Genomic DNA, 18731 nt, shown 5'->3' on the forward strand with positions numbered 1-18731 from the left:
GTATCGATGGCCTGACGGGGGCTAACGGACTCTCTCGTCGTTGCGCTGGTCCAAACGGACAGGTACATGACGTTCAAGGAGAAAACATGGATGCCGACCGCAGTCACCGGCGCTATTTGCTGACGTTATTGCTGTTGTTCCTGGCGATATGGGGAGCGCTGGCCATTTCCCCCGTAGACCGCCATGACTGGCTGCTGGAAAACCAGCTGGTGCTCGTGCTGGCCGTCGCCCTGCTACTCGGCCACCGGCATTACCTGCCCTCGCCCGCTGCGGCGACGTTGATCGTTATTTACCTGTGCATCCACCAACTGGGCGCGCACTACACCTACGCGAAGGTACCCTACGATGACTGGTGGCAAGCGCTGACGGGAGAAAGCCTGAACCAGGCACTTGGCTGGGAGCGCAACCAGTTCGACCGCCTTGCCCACCTCAGCTACGGCTTGCTGTTGGCCTATCCGATCCGCGAGGTGCTTATCCGCCTGGGCTTGCGCCCCGGCCTCTGGAGTCTGCTCCTGCCAGTGGACATTGTGCTCTCGACCTCGGCGATCTATGAATTGATCGAGTGGTTCGGGGCAGAGGCACTCAGCGCCGGGGAGGGACGAACGTTTCTCGCCACCCAGGACGATCGCTGGGATCCGCAGAAAGACATGGCCCTGGCAGCGGCCGGTGCGATCGTCGCCATGGTTCTGACCACAATGCTGTCCGGCGCAGCCCGCCAGGCCCTGCGCCGCGGCTCGTCCGGCCGATCAGCCGCGCGGTCGTGAGAGCGGCTCAGAGGCGTTCGGGATGGCCTAGGCGCTCTGCCGCATCAGGTACCTCGGGATCGCTGGTCACGCCGATCCGACGCAGGTACCACTGATACGCCAGATGCGAACAACCCCAGCCAAGCAGGACCCCGAGCGAATTGGCCAGCATGTCGCCGAGTGACGCCTCGCGATTAGGCAAAAGGCTCTGAGCGATCTCGATCAGAGCGGAAACGCCCACGCTGGCCGCGATCGACCAGATGACACTCCATTGCGAAAAAGCCAGGCGCAGCGAGAACATCAAGGCCGCAAAGCCAAGCATGTGATGCAGCTTGTCCTGCTGATCGAACACTTGCGGGATGGGCTCCGGACGTAGTCCGCTGAAGACGATGACCGCCAGAACCGCGAAAAACGGCAGGAGACGCAAGCAATTCATGGGCAACCGATAGCCTCTCTGGGATCGTGAAAAAGTACGGGAACGTTGGCAGGGCCCGATGCCGGGCTTAGTGATGACATCAGCAGAGGCGGCGTAAGATAGCAGCCCCTCGATGCGATGCGTACCGAGCATGTCCGTCGGCGTGCACGCTATGGAGGGCCAAATCCATCGATAGTTCGTGCCAGCCTGTAACAAATTGCGCGGTACCAACCCATTGCTGCCGCCGCAGGCCACCGCCTAAACGTAACCGCGCGAACAGGGTCCGAATGATGGAAGGCTGGCCAATACCCCGGCGACCAGGCGTGCAGCTTCATCGCCACTTGCATGATGGGACACCACGTTGACGCACCCCACTTCTCTACCCGGCAACCTCCAGCGACGCCCGAACGGTGATATCCAGGCCGTCATTCTGGCGATCGAGGGCGACTGGACGCTGCCGCATTACGCCACCCTCCGGCGTCAGGTCGAGCGGGCTCGACGCCAGGTGACCGACGCCGATCAGATCGAGCTGCATGCGCTTGGCGAATTGGATACGGCTGGTGCCGGGCTGCTGGCGGAGCTGCTCGGCCCGGCGCGGGTGGCCCGCCTGAGCGAGTGGGCGCCGGAACTGCCCGCGGAACGTCAGGCGCTGCTGAAAACCGTCGCCGCCGCGCTGGATAGGCCGCCAGCGCAACAGAAGCCTGAAACCAACGGGATTGCCGATGTTCTGGCTCACGTGGGCCGCAGCGTGTCCAGTATCTGGAACCTGCAACGCACCCTGCTCGGCTTTATCGGCCTGACCCTGCAGACATTGTTCACCGTCATCCTCAGTCCACGCCGGTGGCGGATCACCTCGCTGGTGGCGCATATCGAGCAGACCGGGCTGGACGCGATCCCCATCGTCGCACTGCTGACCTTTCTGGTCGGCGCCGTGGTGGCGTTTCTCGGCGCCACGGTGCTGGCCGATTTCGGCGCGACTATTTACACGGTCAACCTGGTGGCGTTTTCCTTCCTGCGCGAATTCGGCGTACTGCTGGCCGCTATCCTGCTCGCCGGGCGCACCGCCAGCGCCTTCGCCGCGCAGATCGGAGCGATGAAATCCAACGAGGAAATCGATGCCATCCGCACCCTTGGCTTGAGCCCGATCGAGCTGCTGGTACTGCCGCGCGTGCTGGCGATGCTGATCACACTGCCGATCCTGACCTTTATCGGCATGCTCAGCGGTATTGTCGGCGGGCTGACCGTCTGCGCCCTGGCGCTGGATATCTCGCCGTCGATGTTCTTCAACATCCTGCAGCGCGACATCCCGCTCAACCACTTCCTGGTCGGCCTCGGCAAAGCGCCGGTGTTCGCCTTCCTGATTGCCGTGATCGGTTGCCTGGAAGGCTTTAAAGCCAGCGGCAGCGCGCAGTCGGTAGGCGAGCACACCACTTCCAGCGTGGTGCAGTCGATCTTCATGGTGATCCTGATCGATGCAATCGCCGCGCTGTTCTTCATGGAGATGGGCTGGTGATGAGTGACGAGCCCGTGATCCAGGTGCGCGGTCTGGTTAACCGTTTCGGCAGCCAGGCGGTGCACGTCAATCTCGACCTGGACATTCGCCGTGGTGAGATTCTCGGCGTGGTCGGCGGCTCCGGCACCGGCAAGTCGGTATTGCTGCGCAGCATCGTCGGCTTGCGCCAGCCCAACGCCGGCAGCATCAAGGTGTTCGGCGAGACTCTGTTGAAGCTGTCCGGCCAGCGCCGCTCGGAGATCGAACGACGCTTCGGCGTGCTGTTCCAGCGTGGCGCCTTGTTCACCTCGCTCAACCTGCAGGAAAACGTCGCCTTGCCGCTGATCGAACACATCGGCCTCAAAAGGGCCGATGCCGAACACCTGGCGCGGCAGAAGCTGGCATTGGCCGGACTGCCGCCGGATGCCGCCTGCAAATACCCGGACGAACTATCCGGCGGCATGGTCAAGCGCGCAGCTCTCGCCAGGGCGCTGGCGCTGGACCCGGAGGTGCTGTTTCTCGACGAGCCTACCGCTGGCCTCGACCCGATCGGTGCGGCGGCCTTCGATCAGTTGATCCTGACCCTGCGCGATGCCCTGGGCTTCAGCGTATTCCTGGTCACCCACGACCTGGACACGCTCTACACCATCTGCGACCGCGTTGCGGTGCTGGCACAGAAGCGCGTGCTGGTGGTCGACACCCTGGAGACCGTGGCCGCCGCTGACGACGCCTGGATTCGCGAATATTTTCATGGCCCGCGTGGCCGCGCCGCGCATGGCGCCGCGCTGATGCTGGAGACGCCCTGAATGGAAACCCGAGCCCATCATGTCCTGATCGGACTGTTCACCGTGATCGCGGTCGGCGGCGCGCTGCTGTTCGCTTTATGGCTGGGCAAATCGAGCATCGATCGCGAATACAGCTACTACGACATCGGCTTCAGCCAGGCGGTCAGCGGTCTGTCTAGCGGCAGCTCGGTGGAATACAGCGGCATCAAGGTCGGCGACGTCGTCCAGCTGTGGCTGGAGCCGGATGATCCGCGCAAGGTCCGCGCGCGCATCCGTGTCTATGGCGGCACGCCGATCAAGACTGACACCCAGGCGCGCCTGGCGCTGGCCAATATCACCGGCAGCATGGTTATCCAGCTGCACGGCGGCACTCCGCAGAGTCCACGCCTGGAAGGTGATCCCGACGACCCACCGCTGATCGTCGCCGACCCCTCCCCGCTCAGCGCACTGCTGGAAAATGGCGAAGACTTGATGAGCAACATCAATAACCTGCTGCTCAGCGCCAACCAGATCTTTTCCGAAGAAAACACCACACGCCTCAGTCGCACCCTGGCGCATCTGGAGCAGGCCACCCGCGTGCTGTCGGACCAGCGCGGCGATCTGGCGCAGACACTGCAGCAGTTCAACCAGTTGAGCCAGCAGGCCAATACCGTCATGGGCGAGCTGTCGAGCCTGGCGCGCAACGCCAACAGCCTGCTCGACGATCAGGGCCGCAGCGTGCTGGACAGCGCGGCGCAGTCGATGAGCGCGCTGGATCGCACCACGACGCGCCTGGACACCCTGCTGGCAGAAAACCAGGGCGCGCTGAACAACGGCATGCAGGGCTTCAATGAGCTGGGCCCGGCGATCAACGAGCTGCGCGTTACCCTCGGTGCCTTGCGCCGGGTGACTCAGCGCCTGGAAGACAATCCGAGCGGGTTCCTGCTTGGCCGAGAAAAACTGCAGGAGTTCAACCCATGAGTCTTCGTCGTCGTTCCCTGCCCGGACTGCTCCTGCTCGGGTTGCTCAGCGCGCTGTCGGCGTGTTCGATACTGCCGGACGCAGAACCGCTGCGCATCTACCTGCTGCCCGCCACGACACCACCGCCGCAAGCCAGCGAACCGACATTGCGACACGCGCTGCGCATCAACACCCCGCAGGCCAGCCGAGCCCTCGCCAGTCCGCGCATCGCTGTAGTGCCCGAAGGCAACCAGATCAGCGCCTACGCAGGCGCGCGCTGGAGCGATGCGGCGCCTGTGCTACTTCGTGATCGCCTGATCGAGGCCTTCCAGCGCGACGGCCGGATGCCCTCGGTGAGCAACGAGAACGTCAATCTCTATGCCGACATCAGCCTGCACAGCGACCTGCGCGCTTTTCAGAGTGAATACATCGAAGGCAAACCGCAGGTGCTGATTCGCCTCGACGCGCGCTTGGTGGACCGCGAAGACCAGCGCACCCTGGCCAACCGACGGTTCGAAATCCGCCAGCCCAGCGCCGCTCCCGACGTGGCAAGCGTGGTCGAAGCGTTTGGACAGGCCAGCGACACCCTCAGCCGCGAGGTCCTCGACTGGACCCTGTCCCATGCTCGCCAGCTGCCCTGACTGGCGCGCAAAAATGACCGGTTAACTGCAACGGAGTGGTCCAGATAAACACCAGACGGTCCGGCGAGCGGCTAGGGCTAGCGCTCCGCGGGCTGCTCACCGGTGCTCTCAATGCCGTCATCCGCCCCTGAAGAAGCGATCGCATGCGGCGCCAGCGGGCCGCAGAGCGCAGTGAGGAGCGCATTGGACTTCTGATCGAAAACCGCTTGAATCGTCGAGACGCGGGACACCATTCGACGGCTGGCGATGCGCACAGCTGGATCCTCGCTGGCCATCAGCTCCAAGGAGAAGGCCGTCAGCGCCTCGGACAGCTGCGAAAGATTGCGCGCGGTGAGACTCAGCAGCTCGGCGAGCTGTTCGTTACGGGTATGCATTCCTTTGCACCGGTCATGAATGTCGACGCGATAGTACTCAATTGCACCCGCCGCGCCACGCTCCCTTTCGCCGTCACGCCATTTTTGTGCACTGGCACCGAATCCGTCTTGGCGCTTACCGCGCCGTGTCCCGCAAGTGCCATCGCATCCATCGGATCAATCTCATTGTCTGTCGAGCGAAGCTACCTCAAACTTTCACCTGCCTTGCCATCTCCTACGCCACGGCTGGGAATTTTTACATTTTCGGCAGGTCTATCCTGCCGACATGCCAAGAGCTTGCTGCTCTGTAGCGCGCCAAGGAAGCCTATCAATCATGCGCATTCTCGTAACCGGCGGAGCCGGATTCATCGGTTCAGCACTGATCCGCCATCTTATTCAAGACACCGAGCACAGCGTGCTCAACCTGGACAAGCTGACCTATGCCGGCAATCTCGAGTCGCTGGCAGACGTGCAAAGCAATGAACGTTATCAATTTCTTCATGCAGACATCGCCGACCGCGAGCAGGTAAGCGAAGCCCTCCTGGAATTCCAGCCGGACGCCATCATGCACCTGGCCGCCGAATCCCACGTCGATCGCTCGATCGACGGCCCGGCCGAGTTCATCCAGACCAATATCGTCGGCACCTACCAGTTGCTCGAAGCGACCCGTGCCTATTGGCAGACGCTGCCCGAAGCGCGCCGCGAAGCGTTCCGCTTCCACCACATCTCTACAGACGAGGTGTATGGCGACCTGCACGGGGTCGATGACCTGTTTACCGAAACCACGCCCTACGCACCCAGCTCGCCCTATTCGGCCAGCAAGGCCTCGTCGGACCATCTGGTCCGTGCCTGGCAGCGCACCTACGGTCTGCCGGTGCTGATCACCAACTGCTCGAACAACTACGGGCCGTATCACTTCCCCGAGAAGCTGATTCCGCTGGTGATCCTCAATGCGCTGGACGGCAAGCCGCTGCCGGTCTATGGCAACGGCACGCAAGTGCGCGACTGGCTGTTCGTCGAAGATCACGCGCGCGCCCTGTTCAAGGTGGTCAGCGAAGGCAAGGTGGGCGAGACCTACAACATCGGCGGTCACAACGAGCAGAAGAATATCGACGTGGTACGCGGCATCTGCGCCCTGCTCGAAGAGCTGGCGCCGCAGAAGCCCGAAGGGCTCGAGCGTTTCGAGGACCTCATCACCTTCGTCAAGGATCGCCCCGGTCATGACCTGCGCTACGCCATCGACGCCAGCAAGATCGAGCGCGAGCTCGGCTGGGTCCCGCAGGAAACCTTCGAAACCGGTCTGCGCAAGACGGTGCAGTGGTACCTGAACAACCTCGAATGGTGCCGTCGCGTCCAGGATGGCAGCTATCAACGTGAGCGCCTTGGCGCGCTGGAGAACGCATGAAAGGAATCATTCTCGCCGGAGGCTCCGGCACCCGTCTGCATCCCATTACCCTGGGCGTATCCAAGCAGCTGCTGCCGATCTACGACAAGCCGATGGCCTATTACCCGATCTCGGTGCTGATGCTCGCCGGGATCCGCGACATCCTGCTGATTTCCACCCCGCAGGACCTGCCGCAGTACAAAAACCTGCTGGGTGACGGCAGCCAGTTCGGGGTGAACTTCAGCTACGCCGAACAGCCGTCGCCAGATGGTCTGGCCCAAGCCTTTCTGATCGGCGAGGAGTTCATCGGTGATGACTCGGTGTGCCTGATCCTCGGCGACAACATCTTCCATGGTCAGCATTTCACCGAGAAGCTGCAGCGCGCCTCGGCGCAGACCAAAGGCGCCACAGTCTTCGGCTATTGGGTCACGGATCCGGAACGCTTCGGCGTGATCGACTTCGACGAGAACGGCAAAGCCCTTTCGATCGAAGAAAAACCGAAAAAACCGAAGTCCAGCTACGCCGTGACCGGCCTGTATTTCTACGACAACGACGTGATCGAGATCGCCAGGTCGATCAAACCCTCGCCGCGTGGCGAGCTGGAGATCACCGACGTCAATAATGCCTATCTCAAGCGTGGCGATCTGAACGTCGAGCGCTTCGGTCGCGGCTTTGCCTGGCTCGACACCGGCACCCATGACAGCTTGCTGGAAGCCTCGCAGTACGTGCAGACCATCGAGCACCGCCAAGGGCTGAAGGTGGCCTGCCTGGAAGAGATCGCCTACCAGCACAAGTGGATCGACCGCGAGCAACTGCTGCGCCGCGCCGACGCCTTGGGCAAGACCGGCTATGGCCAGTACCTGTTCAAGTTGGCCGGTGAAGACGCATGAAGATCATCGAAACCGATATTCCCGATGTGCTGATCATCGAACCCAAGGTATTCGGTGACGAACGCGGTTTTTTCTACGAAAGCTTCAACGCCGCGGCGTTTGAAGCCGCGACCGGACTCAAGCGCACCTTCGTCCAGGACAATCACTCCAAGTCACAGCGCGGCGTGCTGCGCGGGCTGCACTACCAGATCCAGCAGCCCCAGGGGAAACTGGTGCGGGTCGTCGCTGGCGAGGTGTTCGACGTAGCGGTCGATCTGCGCCGTAGCTCGCCAAGTTTCGGTCGCTGGGTTGGCACCCGCCTGAGTGCCGATAACCAACGCCAACTGTGGATCCCGGAAGGCTTCGCACACGGTTTCGTGGTTCTTAGCGAGAACGCCGAGTTCCTTTACAAGACCACCGATTACTACGCGCCGGACCATGAGCGCTCATTGCTCTGGAACGACCCGCAGATCGGCATTGAATGGCCGTTCCAGGAATTACCGCAGCTCTCGCAAAAGGACGCAGCGGGCAAGATCCTCAGCGAGGCGGAGCTGTTTGCATGAAGATCCTCATCACCGGTAGCAAGGGGCAATTGTCCCAGGCGCTGCAACTGGCACTTGCCGGTGAAGGAAAAGTCCTCGCACTGGGTCACAAGGTGCTGGACCTGGCCAACCCGACACAGATTCGTCAGCAGGTTCGCCTGCTACGCCCCGACCTGATCATCAACGCTGCCGCCTATACCGCCGTCGACCCGGCGCAGGGCGATCGCGACCAGGCCTTCGCGGTAAATGCCACCGGCCCTGGTGTGCTGGCCGAAGAAGCGGCGGCGCTGGGTGTGCCCCTGATTCACTACTCGACCGATTACGTCTTCGACGGGCGCAAGACCGAGCCCTATTGCGAGGAGGACCAGCCGGCCCCCTTGAGCGTATACGGGGCCAGCAAGCTGGCCGGCGAACAGGCGATTCAGGCAGTCGGCGGCGAGCATCTGATCCTGCGGACCAGTTGGGTCTATTCGTTGCAGGGCCGCAATTTTTTACTGACCATGCAGCGACTGCTGCAGGAGCGCGACTCGCTGTCAGTGGTCGACGATGAGATCGGCGCACCGACCTGGGCCGGCACGATAGCCGCTGTCACCGCGGAAATGGTTCGCAAGTGGCGAAACGGAACCGGCGGGCCCAGCGGGTTATACCATCTGACCGCCACTGGCGAGACATCCTGGTACGGCTTCGCCTGCAGCATCGCCCGGCATCTGGAGCGGCAGGGCCTATTGCGCGCCGAGATCACCCCCATTTTGTCTACCGATTACCCCACCGCCGCTCAGCGCCCGCTCAATTCACGCCTTAGCTGCGCACGGCTGCAGCGTGATTGGGGCATCGAGCTGCCGGATTGGGAAGCCGCGCTGCACCAGTGCCTTGGCAGTACCGACGAAATGCTGGCGGAACACGACGTCCAGGCCATACAAAGCGTCTGAATCCTCCAGACCGGCTCGCCGTCGCACCGCTCCAGTGCCGGAGCGCCGGCGTTGGGCTGAACGTGCATAATGTCGCCCGGATCACAGGCGCATCTGCATGACATCACCCGAACCCCCTCGTCGCCCACGCTGGCGCAATCTGGCCCTGGTCGCACTGCTGCTGGCGCCGCTGCTGTGGCCGTTACAGCAGCTGGCCGAGCGCTATTACAGCAACGAGCTGATCGAGCAGAATCGGCAAACGCTCGATCTCTACGTAGCCAACCTGCTCGGCTCGTTGCGCCGCTACGAGGTGCTGCCGCGCATTCTTGGCGATCTGCCTACGCTTCGCGCTGCGCTGAGTCAGCCTGCCAATCCAACCGCCAAGGACCAGGCCAATCGCCTGCTGGACCAGCTACGCAAGCAAACGGGCGCAGACGTGATTTATCTGATGGCGCCGGATGGTAATACCTTGGCCGCATCGAACTGGAATGACGAAGATAGCTTCGTTAATCGCAACTTCGCCTTTCGACCCTATTTCAGGGAAGCCATGGCTGGCGAGTTGGGACGTTTTTTCGGGCTCGGCACCACGTCCGGTAAGCGTGGATATTACTTCGGAGCAGCCGTGCGCGACGGCGACGAGGTTCTGGGCGTGCTGGTGGTCAAGGTCGATCTGGATTACACGGAAACGCTGTGGGGCAACACACCCGAGCAACTGATGGTTACCGACAGTTTCGGCGTGGTAATCCTTACGTCAAAGCCGGAATGGCGATTTCGCGCAAGCCGGGCGCTGGATATCGATGAGCGCGAGCAGATCGCATCCGAACGCCCTTACCCAACGCTTCGGCCACGAGACCTGACGTTGGATATCGATACCTGGCTGATTCAGAGTCGTGAGCTCAAGGAAACCGGGTGGACGGTGCGTATTCTGGCGCCGATCAACCTGGTCGAGCGGCCTGTGCAGACGGTGGTGGCGATCGGCGCCGCCACCCTGGCCGCCTTGTTGCTGCTGCTTGGCTTGCTGATGCAGCGCCGCCGCCATTACCTGGAGCGGATTGCGCTGGACGCCAAGGCGCGACAGCAGCTGGAGCGCCGCGTGCAGGAACGGACACAGGACCTGGAAGCGCTGAACAGCCGGCTCAAGCAGGAAGTCCTAGAGCGGGAGCAGGCCCAGCAGGAGCTGGTGCGCGCTCAGGACGAACTCCTCCAGGCCGGCAAGCTATCGGCGCTGGGCACCATGTCGGCGAGCATCAGCCATGAGCTCAATCAGCCGCTGGGCGCGATTCGCAGCTATGCCGACAACGCCGGCGTGTTGCTCGATCAGCAGCGCAATGATGAGGCTCGCGACAACCTCAGGCTGATCAGCGAACTGACCGCTCGGATGGCGTCCATCATCGCCCATCTGCGTGCGTTCGCGCGGCGCGATCGGCATGCGCCGGAACGGGTGGCGCTGCAACCCGCGCTGGACGATGCGCTGGCGCTGCTGGCCAAGCGGCGACAAGCCATGGGCGTCGAGCTGATTCGCGATCTTCCAGACGCGACGCTATGGGTTCAGGCGGGCGAGACGCGGCTGCGGCAGATCCTCTCCAACCTGCTGGCCAACGCCCTCGATGCGCTAAACGAGCGGCCGCCGGTACGGCGCATCTGGCTGCGTGCCGAACGCAAGGACGATGGCGTATTACTCACCTTGCGCGACAATGGCCCGGGATTTTCCAGCGCAGCGCTGCAGCGCGCTCGCGAGCCGTTCTTCACCACCAAGACCAGCGCTCAGGGCCTGGGCCTCGGTTTGGCCATCTGCGATACCCTGACGCGCGCCCTGGACGGCGAGCTGACGATGACCAACCATCCCGAGGGCGGCGCCCAGCTCAGTCTCTACCTGCGATCCGCCGATCCCGGCGTCGCCTTTCCGAGCGAGGACTAGCATGACCAGCCAGATCGACCCGCAGTTTCAGGTAGTCCTGGTCGATGACGATCCGCACCTGCGCAAGGCGTTGAGCCAGACGCTCGATCTCGCCGGGCTCAAAGTACTCAGCCTGGGCGATGCCCGCGGTCTAGCGGCGATGTTGCCGATGGACTGGCCCGGCGTGGTGGTCAGTGACATCCGCATGCCCGGCCTGGACGGCCTCGAATTGCAACAACAGTTGCATACGCTCGACAGCGAGCTTCCGGTACTGCTGATCACCGGCCACGGGGATATACAGTTGGCTGTGCAGGCGATGCGCGCGGGCGCCTACGATTTTCTCGAGAAACCCTTTCCCAGCGAGGCGCTGCTCGACGGCGTGCGCCGTGCGCTGGCTCTGCGGCAGCTGGTCCTCGACAACCGCAGCCTGCGCCTGGCGCTGGCCGACCGTCAGCAACTGTCGACGCGCCTGCTCGGTCAATCGCCAGCCATGCAGCGCCTGCGTGAGCAGATCGGCGCGCTCGCCGGCACCCAGGCCGATGTGTTGATCCTCGGCGAAACCGGTGCCGGCAAGGAAGTGGTTGCGCGCGCGCTGCATGACCTGTCCGGCCGCCGCGGCGGCCCTTTCGTCGCCATCAATGCCGGCGCGCTGGCCGAGTCTGTGGTCGAGAGCGAACTCTTCGGCCACGAGGCAGGCGCCTTTACCGGTGCGCAGAAGCGCCGCATCGGCAAGTTCGAATTCGCCAATGGCGGCACCCTGTTCCTCGATGAAATTGAGAGCATGAGTCTGGACGTGCAGGTCAAGCTGCTGCGCATGCTGCAAGAGCGGGTCGTCGAACGGCTGGGCGGCAACCAGTCAATTGCATTGGACATCCGCATCATTGCTGCCACCAAGGAGGACCTGCGCCAAGCCGCCGATCAAGGCCGTTTCCGTGCCGACCTCTACTACCGGCTGAACGTCGCGCCGCTGCGCATCCCGCCGCTGCGTGAACGTCGCGAGGACCTGTTGTTCCTGTTCCAGCATTTTGCCGAGACCGCCGCCAGCCGACACGACCTGCCGATCCGTGAGCTGCGGCCGGAGCAGCGCGCACAGCTGCTCCGGCATACCTGGCCGGGTAACGTCCGCGAATTGCAAAACACCGCGGAGCGCTTTGCCCTAGGCCTCGAACTGGGCCTGGAAGATCCCGTACATGCTTCCGACACCGCCGCAGCGACAGCTAGCACCCTCAACGAGCAAGTCGACGCCTTCGAGCGCGCGTTGATCGCCGCCGAGCTGGGCCGTCCGCACAACTCGTTGCGCAGCGTCGCCGAAGCCCTCGGCCTGCCACGCAAGACCCTGCACGACAAGTTGCGCAAGCACGGTCTGGTCTTCAATGATGTTGGCGGAACCTCGCCGGATGATTGCGACTAGCTGGCGGTTTTTCGCCATGCAATGGCAGGGAATATCCGGAAGTCGAGCTGACGTACCGCTCGTCAATGGGCGCCCGGGCAGAGGCCGAGGCGCCGCCCAGCACCTCTCGAGGAGGTGAACCGCTTGATCAACCGGCCCATCGATTACGAACCCACCTCTCGAGAACCCGCATTCTCAGGCCCTCGCATTCGCGAAAGGCGAAGCCGGGCTTGTTCAATGGTGAATTTCCAGCGGTCCGGGGCCCCAAGTAGAGTCATCCGAGATGAGGGATCACTCGATTGATGAAAGATGCCGACCGCCAGCACGGCAATCTGCCATCTACGGCCTATGGCCATGCACGCTGACAAGACGGCAAACCTGCGGGCCAGACGGGGCGGCTGAGAATTATTCGTCAGTATTTTGCCATCATGCGAGTAAACTCCCGTGTTACGAGTCGCATCGTCCTATGCATTTGGCACAGGGCTTGCTCTCGCTAACACGATGAACCGGCAAGCCGAGCCGATTAGGGGCGCATGTTGCCAATGACGCCTAGACTTGTCTTGCTGGTTACAGCCGAGCTTTTCGCTTTATGCGGTAGCTCAATTCACAACAAGAGGAAAACAACAATGTTCAAACTGACCGCCACGGCGCTTGCCTGCGCCCTATCCCTGGGAATTGCAGGCCTGGCCCAGGCTGCCGACCCGATTCTGATCAAATTCTCCCACGTGGTTGCCGACAACACGCCGAAGGGCCAAGGCGCCAACCTGTTCAAGAAGTTGGTAGAAGAACGGTTGCCCGGCAAGGTCGAAGTTCAGGTTTACCCGAACTCGTCGCTGTTTGGCGACGGCAAGGAAATGGAAGCGCTGCTGCTGGGCGACGTTCAACTGATCGCTCCGTCGCTGGCCAAGTTCGAACATTATTCCAAGGGCGTTCAGGTGTTCGACCTGCCGTTCCTGTTCGACAACATCCAGGCGGTCGACCGCTTCCAGCAGAGCGAAGCCGGCCAGAAGCTGCTGAGCTCCATGGAAGACAAGAACATCACCGGCCTGGGCTACTGGCACAACGGCATGAAGCAGCTGTCGGCCAACAAGGAACTGCGCGAGCCCAAAGACGCCCGTGGTCTGAAGTTCCGTGTGCAGGCTTCTGCCGTACTCGACGAGCAGTTCAAAGCCCTGCGCGCCAACCCGCGCAAGATGAGCTTCGCCGAGGTTTATCAGGGTCTGCAGACCGGTGTGGTAAACGGTGCCGAGAACCCCTACTCGAACATCTACTCGCAGAAGATGCACGAAGTGCAGAAGCACATCACCGAGTCCGACCATGGTCTGCTCGATTACATGCTGATCACCAACACCAAGTTCTGGAACGGTCTGCCGGATGACGTCCGTGGCGAACTGGAAACCATCCTGGACGAAGTCACGGTCGAGGTGAACAAGCAGGCCGACGCGCTGAACCAGAAAGCCAAGGCAGATATCCTGGCCGCCGGCACCACTGAAATCCTCGTACTGACGCCGGAAGAGCGTGCCAAGTGGCGTGAAGCCATGAAGCCGGTCTGGAAGAAGTTCGAGAATGACATCGGTGCCGACCTGATCAAGGCAGCCGAAGCGTCCAACCAGGCTAAATAAGTCCTGGGCAGAGGGAGCGAGGCCTCTCGCTCCCTCCGTTCCGGCAACAGCAATACCGACAGCGCAATGAAGAATATCCAGACGAGCATGACGGCAAGCTGACCCACGGCTTCCATCCGCTCTAAAACAAGCATCTTCATTGCTCTGTCATCCGGTAACCAGACCGGAACAACGGCGCACGATCCGTACGCCCGTCGAAACAATGCATTCCATCGGGAGATGTCATCCATGAACGCCCTCTGGCGCGTCTGGGACCACTTCGAGGAAGGCTTCATTGCCTTTCTGCTGGCCGCCATGACTCTGGTGACCTTCGTTTATGTGGTCCTGAATAACCTCTACACCGTCTTCTATAGCCTTGGCGATCGATTCGAGGGGGCCAGCGATTTCTTTTTCGCCATTGGCGACTTCGTCATCGGCATGGCCCAGGCGATGACCTGGAGCACCGCGCTGACCAAGGCGCTGTTCGCCTGGCTGATCTTCTCCGGTCTGGCATACGGCGTACGCACCGCCGGACATATCGGCATCGATGCGCTGGTCAAGCTCGTACCACGTCACGTCCAGCGCTACATCGGCATCATTGCCTGCCTGTTCTGCCTCGGCTACGCGGCTCTGCTGGCCTTTGCCAGCTTCAACTGGATCTCTGCCCTGTTCACCGCCAACATCGGCGCTGAAGACCTCGGCCACTTCGGGGTCAAGCAGTGGCACATCGGCATGATCGTGCCGATCGGGTTCGCCATGGTCTTCATCCGTTTCGCCGAAATCTTCGTGCGCATCCTGCGCAACGAACAGACCGGTTTGGGCTTGGCAGACGAAGCCGCCGAAGCCGCGAAACTGGGCGCAGAGGAGCCGAAGTAAATGACCATCCTGTTCCTCTTCGTTGCGCTCTTCGCATTGATGTTCATCGGCGTGCCGGTGGCCGTTTCCCTGGGCCTGGCCGGTTCGCTGACCATTTTGTTGTTCAGTGCGGATTCGGTCACGTCGCTGGCGATCAAGCTGTTCGAGACGTCCGAGCACTACACGCTGCTGGCCATTCCGTTCTTCCTGCTGGCTGGCGCCTTCATGACCACCGGCGGCGTCGCCAAGCGCCTGATCGACTTCGCCAACGCCAGCGTTGGCCACATCCGAGGCGGCCTCGCCATTGCTGCCGTAATGGCCTGCATGCTGTTCGCCGCCTTGTCCGGCTCCTCGCCGGCCACCGTGGCCGCAGTCGGTTCGATCGCCATCGCCGGCATGGTTCGTTCCGGCTATCCTCAGGCGTTCGGCGCCGGCATCGTCTGTAACGCCGGTACCCTGGGCATCCTGATCCCGCCATCGATCGTGATGGTGGTTTATGCCGCCGCCACCGAAACCTCCGTCGGCAAGCTGTTCATGGCCGGCGTCGTGCCTGGCCTGCTGCTGGGCCTCGGACTGATGGTGGCGATCTACATCGTTGCGGTGAAGAAGAATCTCCCGGCGTTGCCGCGAGCGTCCTTCCGCGAATGGCTGGCGGCCGCTCGCGAGGCCATCTGGGGCCTGCTGCTGATGGTGATCATCCTCGGGGGCATCTATTCGGGCATGTTCACACCGACCGAAGCGGCGGCCGTTGCGGCGGTTTATTCCGCCTTCATCGCGCTGTTCGTCTACAAGGACATCACGATTCGTGACTGTCCGAAGGTGCTGCTGGAGTCGGGCAAGCTCACCATCATGCTGATGTTCATCATTGCCAACGCCATGCTCTTCGCGCATGTGTTGACCACTGAACAGATTCCGCAGCAGATCACCGCGATGGTCCTCGAGGCCGGGCTGCAGCCCTGGATGTTCCTGTTGGTGGTGAACATCGTGCTGCTGGTTGCAGGTGCTTTCATGGAGCCTTCGGCGATCATCCTGATCCTGGCGCCGATCCTGTTCCCGATCGCCATCCAGCTGGGCATCGATCCGATTCACCTGGGCATCATCATGGTGGTCAATATGGAAATCGGTCTGATCACCCCACCGGTGGGGCTGAACCTGTTCGTCGCCTCGGCGGTGACCGGTATGCCGGTCACTCAAGTGATTCGCGCCGTGCTGCCGTGGCTGGCGCTGATGATGGCGTTCCTGGTACTCATTACTTATGTGCCGATGATCTCTCTCGCGCTGCCAAACCTGCTGGGGATGTAACCCCAGCGATCCGAGAGCTGCTCCAAGCCCGGCCTAGCGCCGGGCTTTTTCATGCCCGCTCAGAGTGCCAGCAGATCCACCGGACGGCGGCGAAACCAGCCGGTCAATGACAATCGGTCGGTCTGGGTAACCAACACTTCGTGGGGGAAATCGCCGGACAGAAACATCAGCAGATCGCCGGCCAGCGGCGCGATATCGAGGCTGGACCCATCGGCGAAGTGCATGCGCAGCTCGCCCCCATCGGCCGGTTGCCAATCCGGATTCAAGTAGAGCACCGCGCTCACGCAACGGCTGTCGTCATCACGGAAACGGTCCAGATGCGTCTGATAGAAGGCCCCGGGCGGATAAAGCGCGAAGTGGCACTCGAATTCCTCGAGGCCGAGGAACAGTTCGCGATTGAGCACCTGCCGCAGCTCGTTCATCAGCACCAGATAGGCATCACAAACCTCCGCCTGCCCCTCTTCCAGCCAGTGGATATGGTCGCCGCGAATGCCTTCGCGCACCGCCTGCTCGTCGCCTCGACCGACACCCGCCGGCGCCAGCGCACCCTCGGCATAGCGTCTGCGGCACTCGCCGGCCAGCTTTCGGGTCATATCACTGGACAGGAAGGAACTCTGCAGCGACCAGCCGCGCGCGGCCAGGTCGTCGATGATCGTTGAGAACGGCAAGGAAAGTGACTCCAATGGGTCAGATGATGCTTCCGGCGGCCTCGGTGGGCCCGCAGGGAAACAGCGGCTGAGTCTAGCAGCAGTGCTTTCGCTCCTCGACAAGCCCGGGTCGCGGCGCCGAAAATAAACCGCCCGCCACAGAGGAGCTTCCATGCGCGCCCTTATCGCTTGTGTATTACTTGCCTTCAGCCTGAACACCCTGGCCGATGGCTACGATGAACTTTACAAGGCCGCGGGCTGGACCGAACAACGTGCCAATTTTTCCGATGCCCTGACGACCGCCCAGCAGCGCTACAAGAGCAGCCTGCCGCCGGCGGTTTATCAGGCATTGGTGACCAACAGCAACCGACGCTTTGCCGCCAATGCTATCGACCAGCGCGCCCAGCGGGCGCTACGGCAGCACTTGTCGGATCCTCAACCCGCGTTGGATTTCTTCCAGTCGACGTTGGGCCACAAGGTGGTTGCAGCGGAAACACTGGCCGGCCGTCGCGAACAGCTGGCCCGCTATGAAAATGGTTTGCCGCGAATGGAAGCCGGCAGCAATCGGCAGTTGCTGATCCGTCATCTGGCCCAGGCGTTGCCGGCTGCCGAAGCCGGCGCGGAAGTCAGCTTGGCGCTGGCCGGGGTGGCGGCCGACAGTCTCAGCCAGATGATCCCCGGCCTGCTCGGCGGCGATCAGGCGCAGGGACTGCTCAATAGCCAGCGCGAACGTTTGCATCAGCAGGTCGAGGCCGACCTGGACAATACCTTGCTATATATCTATCGCGATCTTTCCGATGTCGAGCTGGAGGAGTTCGTCGAGTTTGCCCAATCCGAAGCGGGCCAGCACTATTACCAGGTCGCGCTGAAAGCCTTGCGGGCGGGTCTTGCGGTCGGCATGAGCGGCAGCGAGATCCAGGCGCACGCCGGCGCGACGCGCTAAGGGTTCGCCGCTACCGCAGCCGTTCGCTGAGAAAGTCGAAGTATTCTCGGCGTATGGCTTCGCGCTCATTGACCAAGTGATGACGCGCCTCAGGAAGGCGAAGGATTTCCGGCGCGGTGAACTTGCGCTCGAGCACCGGCAGGTTGTGCTGCCAGTCGACCGTCATATCAGCGTCCCCCTGAATAATGATCGGACTGTGCGGGCTACGCGGCGCGCCTTCGATCCGTGGGATCCAGCGCGACAGTGCGCCTACCCAGGCGGTCGGCAGAATATCCGGCTGCAGCGGATCGCTCGATTGAATGAATTCGAGAAATGCCGGATCGCCCGAGTTCTCGCTGAAGCGCCGAGGAATCTGTTTGACGAAGCGGCGCACCACCTCGTAGCTGAACCGTGACCAGCCCCAGGCACGCGGCCGCACCAGCGGCGCGAGCAGAATGCCGCGCCCCAACTGCGGATACTCCGGCGGGGACAGCAGATAATCGAGCACGATCGCCGCGCCGGTACTCTGCCCCAGCAAGTGCCAAGGTCGAGGCAGCCCCAGCTCAGCGGCTTCATGCAGCAAACCCTGCAGCACCGCCTGATACTCGGCGAACTCGTTGATGCTGGCACGTGGTCCGCTGGACAGTCCGTGCCCCGGCAGATCACAGGCGAGCACGGCGAAACCCATGCCCAAGCCCCAGTCCACTACATGCCGATAGAGGCCCATGTGGTCGTAATAGCCGTGCAGGACGAGCAGCGTCGCCACCGGCTGTTCGGGGCACCAGGCTTGAGCGGCGACCTCGTAGCCATGCACCGAGAAGCAGCCCAGACGCCGCTGGACATTGCGGTGATGGGGCAAGTCCAGGCCATAGTAGGCTTGGTAGAAGTTCGCATCGCTGCTGAGTTCGGCGCCATGACTGATGGGGCGCAGCTGCGCGCGGAGGGCGTCGGGATCGATTCGCGAGGGCATGACAGGTTTTCTTGCTCGGATGGAATGGAATATTCAGCTCTGCAGCGCGACGTGGCAAGCTGATGCCCCCATCGAA

The 18731-nt window shown here is 62.3% G+C and carries 19 protein-coding genes; 15 read left to right on the forward strand and 4 right to left on the reverse strand.

Going from position 1 to position 18731, the window contains the following annotated elements; translation table 11 throughout:
- Nucleotides 1-86: 86 nt before the first annotated feature.
- Nucleotides 87-764, forward strand: coding sequence for a DUF2238 domain-containing protein (locus CH92_RS20550; protein ID WP_025243640.1), 678 nt, complete (start codon nt 87-89; stop codon nt 762-764).
- A 7-nt stretch (nt 765-771) separates the two neighbouring features.
- Here the strand turns inward: CH92_RS20550 and CH92_RS20555 are convergent, their stop codons facing one another.
- The gene (locus tag CH92_RS20555; protein WP_025243641.1) at nt 772-1179 is read right to left on the reverse strand and encodes a VanZ family protein; all 408 of its coding nucleotides are present in this window, start codon (nt 1177-1179) and stop codon (nt 772-774) included.
- Between the two features lie 394 nt (nt 1180-1573).
- On the opposite strand from CH92_RS20555, the gene CH92_RS20560 reads away from it, so the two are divergent.
- From CH92_RS20560 to CH92_RS20575, 4 genes are read left to right on the forward strand one after another with little or no spacing between them, the layout of a single operon-like run.
- On the forward strand, nt 1574-2671 hold the full coding sequence (locus tag CH92_RS20560) for an MlaE family ABC transporter permease (protein WP_051517619.1): 1098 nt from the start codon (nt 1574-1576) through the stop codon (nt 2669-2671).
- Nucleotides 2671-3456 (forward strand): ABC transporter ATP-binding protein, encoded by a 786-nt coding sequence (locus CH92_RS20565; protein WP_038623201.1) that lies wholly within the window; start codon nt 2671-2673, stop codon nt 3454-3456. Before CH92_RS20560 ends, CH92_RS20565 begins: the two co-directional genes overlap by 1 nt.
- Complete coding sequence (locus tag CH92_RS20570; protein WP_025243644.1) at nt 3457-4395, forward strand: MlaD family protein; 939 nt, start codon at nt 3457-3459, stop codon at nt 4393-4395.
- Nucleotides 4392-5015, forward strand: coding sequence for an ABC-type transport auxiliary lipoprotein family protein (locus CH92_RS20575; RefSeq protein WP_025243645.1), 624 nt, complete (start codon nt 4392-4394; stop codon nt 5013-5015). Before CH92_RS20570 ends, CH92_RS20575 begins: the two co-directional genes overlap by 4 nt.
- Before the next feature lie 77 nt (nt 5016-5092).
- On the opposite strand, the gene CH92_RS21510 is transcribed toward CH92_RS20575, so the two are convergent.
- Nucleotides 5093-5389: a hypothetical protein gene (locus CH92_RS21510; protein WP_025243646.1), complete on the reverse strand. Its 297-nt coding sequence runs from the start codon at nt 5387-5389 to the stop codon at nt 5093-5095.
- Between the two features lie 313 nt (nt 5390-5702).
- On the opposite strand from CH92_RS21510, the gene rfbB reads away from it, so the two are divergent.
- The 9 genes from rfbB (at nt 5703) to dctM (ending at nt 16116) form a co-directional block, all read left to right on the forward strand.
- A complete protein-coding gene (gene rfbB, locus CH92_RS20585; RefSeq protein WP_025243647.1) occupies nt 5703-6773 on the forward strand; it encodes a dTDP-glucose 4,6-dehydratase in 1071 nt (356 codons plus the stop codon).
- Complete coding sequence (gene rfbA, locus CH92_RS20590; protein WP_025243648.1) at nt 6770-7642, forward strand: glucose-1-phosphate thymidylyltransferase RfbA; 873 nt, start codon at nt 6770-6772, stop codon at nt 7640-7642. The genes rfbB and rfbA overlap by 4 nt, the downstream gene beginning before the upstream one ends.
- Nucleotides 7639-8184, forward strand: coding sequence for a dTDP-4-dehydrorhamnose 3,5-epimerase (gene rfbC / locus CH92_RS20595; protein WP_025243649.1), 546 nt, complete (start codon nt 7639-7641; stop codon nt 8182-8184). Before rfbA ends, rfbC begins: the two co-directional genes overlap by 4 nt.
- Nucleotides 8181-9092: a dTDP-4-dehydrorhamnose reductase gene (gene rfbD / locus CH92_RS20600; RefSeq protein WP_025243650.1), complete on the forward strand. Its 912-nt coding sequence runs from the start codon at nt 8181-8183 to the stop codon at nt 9090-9092. Before rfbC ends, rfbD begins: the two co-directional genes overlap by 4 nt.
- A gap of 97 nt (nt 9093-9189) precedes the next feature.
- Entirely contained in the window at nt 9190-10989 is a 1800-nt protein-coding gene (locus tag CH92_RS20605; RefSeq protein ID WP_025243651.1) for a sensor histidine kinase, read from the forward strand.
- Nucleotide 10990: 1 nt separating this feature from the next.
- The gene (locus CH92_RS20610; protein ID WP_025243652.1) at nt 10991-12379 is read left to right on the forward strand and encodes a sigma-54-dependent transcriptional regulator; all 1389 of its coding nucleotides are present in this window, start codon (nt 10991-10993) and stop codon (nt 12377-12379) included.
- Between the two features lie 605 nt (nt 12380-12984).
- Nucleotides 12985-13980, forward strand: a complete 996-nt coding sequence (gene dctP, locus CH92_RS20615) for a C4-dicarboxylate TRAP substrate-binding protein DctP (protein ID WP_025243653.1) — start codon at nt 12985-12987, stop codon at nt 13978-13980.
- A gap of 228 nt (nt 13981-14208) precedes the next feature.
- On the forward strand, nt 14209-14835 hold the full coding sequence (locus CH92_RS20620) for a TRAP transporter small permease (protein WP_025243654.1): 627 nt from the start codon (nt 14209-14211) through the stop codon (nt 14833-14835).
- The gene (gene dctM, locus CH92_RS20625; RefSeq protein WP_025243655.1) at nt 14836-16116 is read left to right on the forward strand and encodes a C4-dicarboxylate TRAP transporter large permease protein DctM; all 1281 of its coding nucleotides are present in this window, start codon (nt 14836-14838) and stop codon (nt 16114-16116) included.
- Nucleotides 16117-16175: 59 nt separating this feature from the next.
- Here dctM and CH92_RS20630 read toward each other — a convergent pair whose 3' ends face one another.
- Nucleotides 16176-16784, reverse strand: a complete 609-nt coding sequence (locus CH92_RS20630) for a 2OG-Fe(II) oxygenase (protein ID WP_025243656.1) — start codon at nt 16782-16784, stop codon at nt 16176-16178.
- Nucleotides 16785-16935: 151 nt separating this feature from the next.
- Here CH92_RS20630 and CH92_RS20635 point away from each other — a divergent pair, with 151 nt between their 5' ends.
- The gene (locus tag CH92_RS20635; protein ID WP_025243657.1) at nt 16936-17706 is read left to right on the forward strand and encodes a hypothetical protein; all 771 of its coding nucleotides are present in this window, start codon (nt 16936-16938) and stop codon (nt 17704-17706) included.
- Nucleotides 17707-17716: 10 nt separating this feature from the next.
- On the opposite strand, the gene CH92_RS20640 is transcribed toward CH92_RS20635, so the two are convergent.
- On the reverse strand, nt 17717-18655 hold the full coding sequence (locus CH92_RS20640; RefSeq protein WP_025243658.1) for an alpha/beta hydrolase: 939 nt from the start codon (nt 18653-18655) through the stop codon (nt 17717-17719).
- Nucleotides 18656-18731 lie beyond the last annotated feature (76 nt).

The organism is Stutzerimonas stutzeri (genome assembly GCF_000590475.1).
In the GTDB taxonomy this organism is placed as follows: Bacteria; Pseudomonadota; Gammaproteobacteria; order Pseudomonadales; family Pseudomonadaceae; genus Stutzerimonas; species Stutzerimonas stutzeri_D.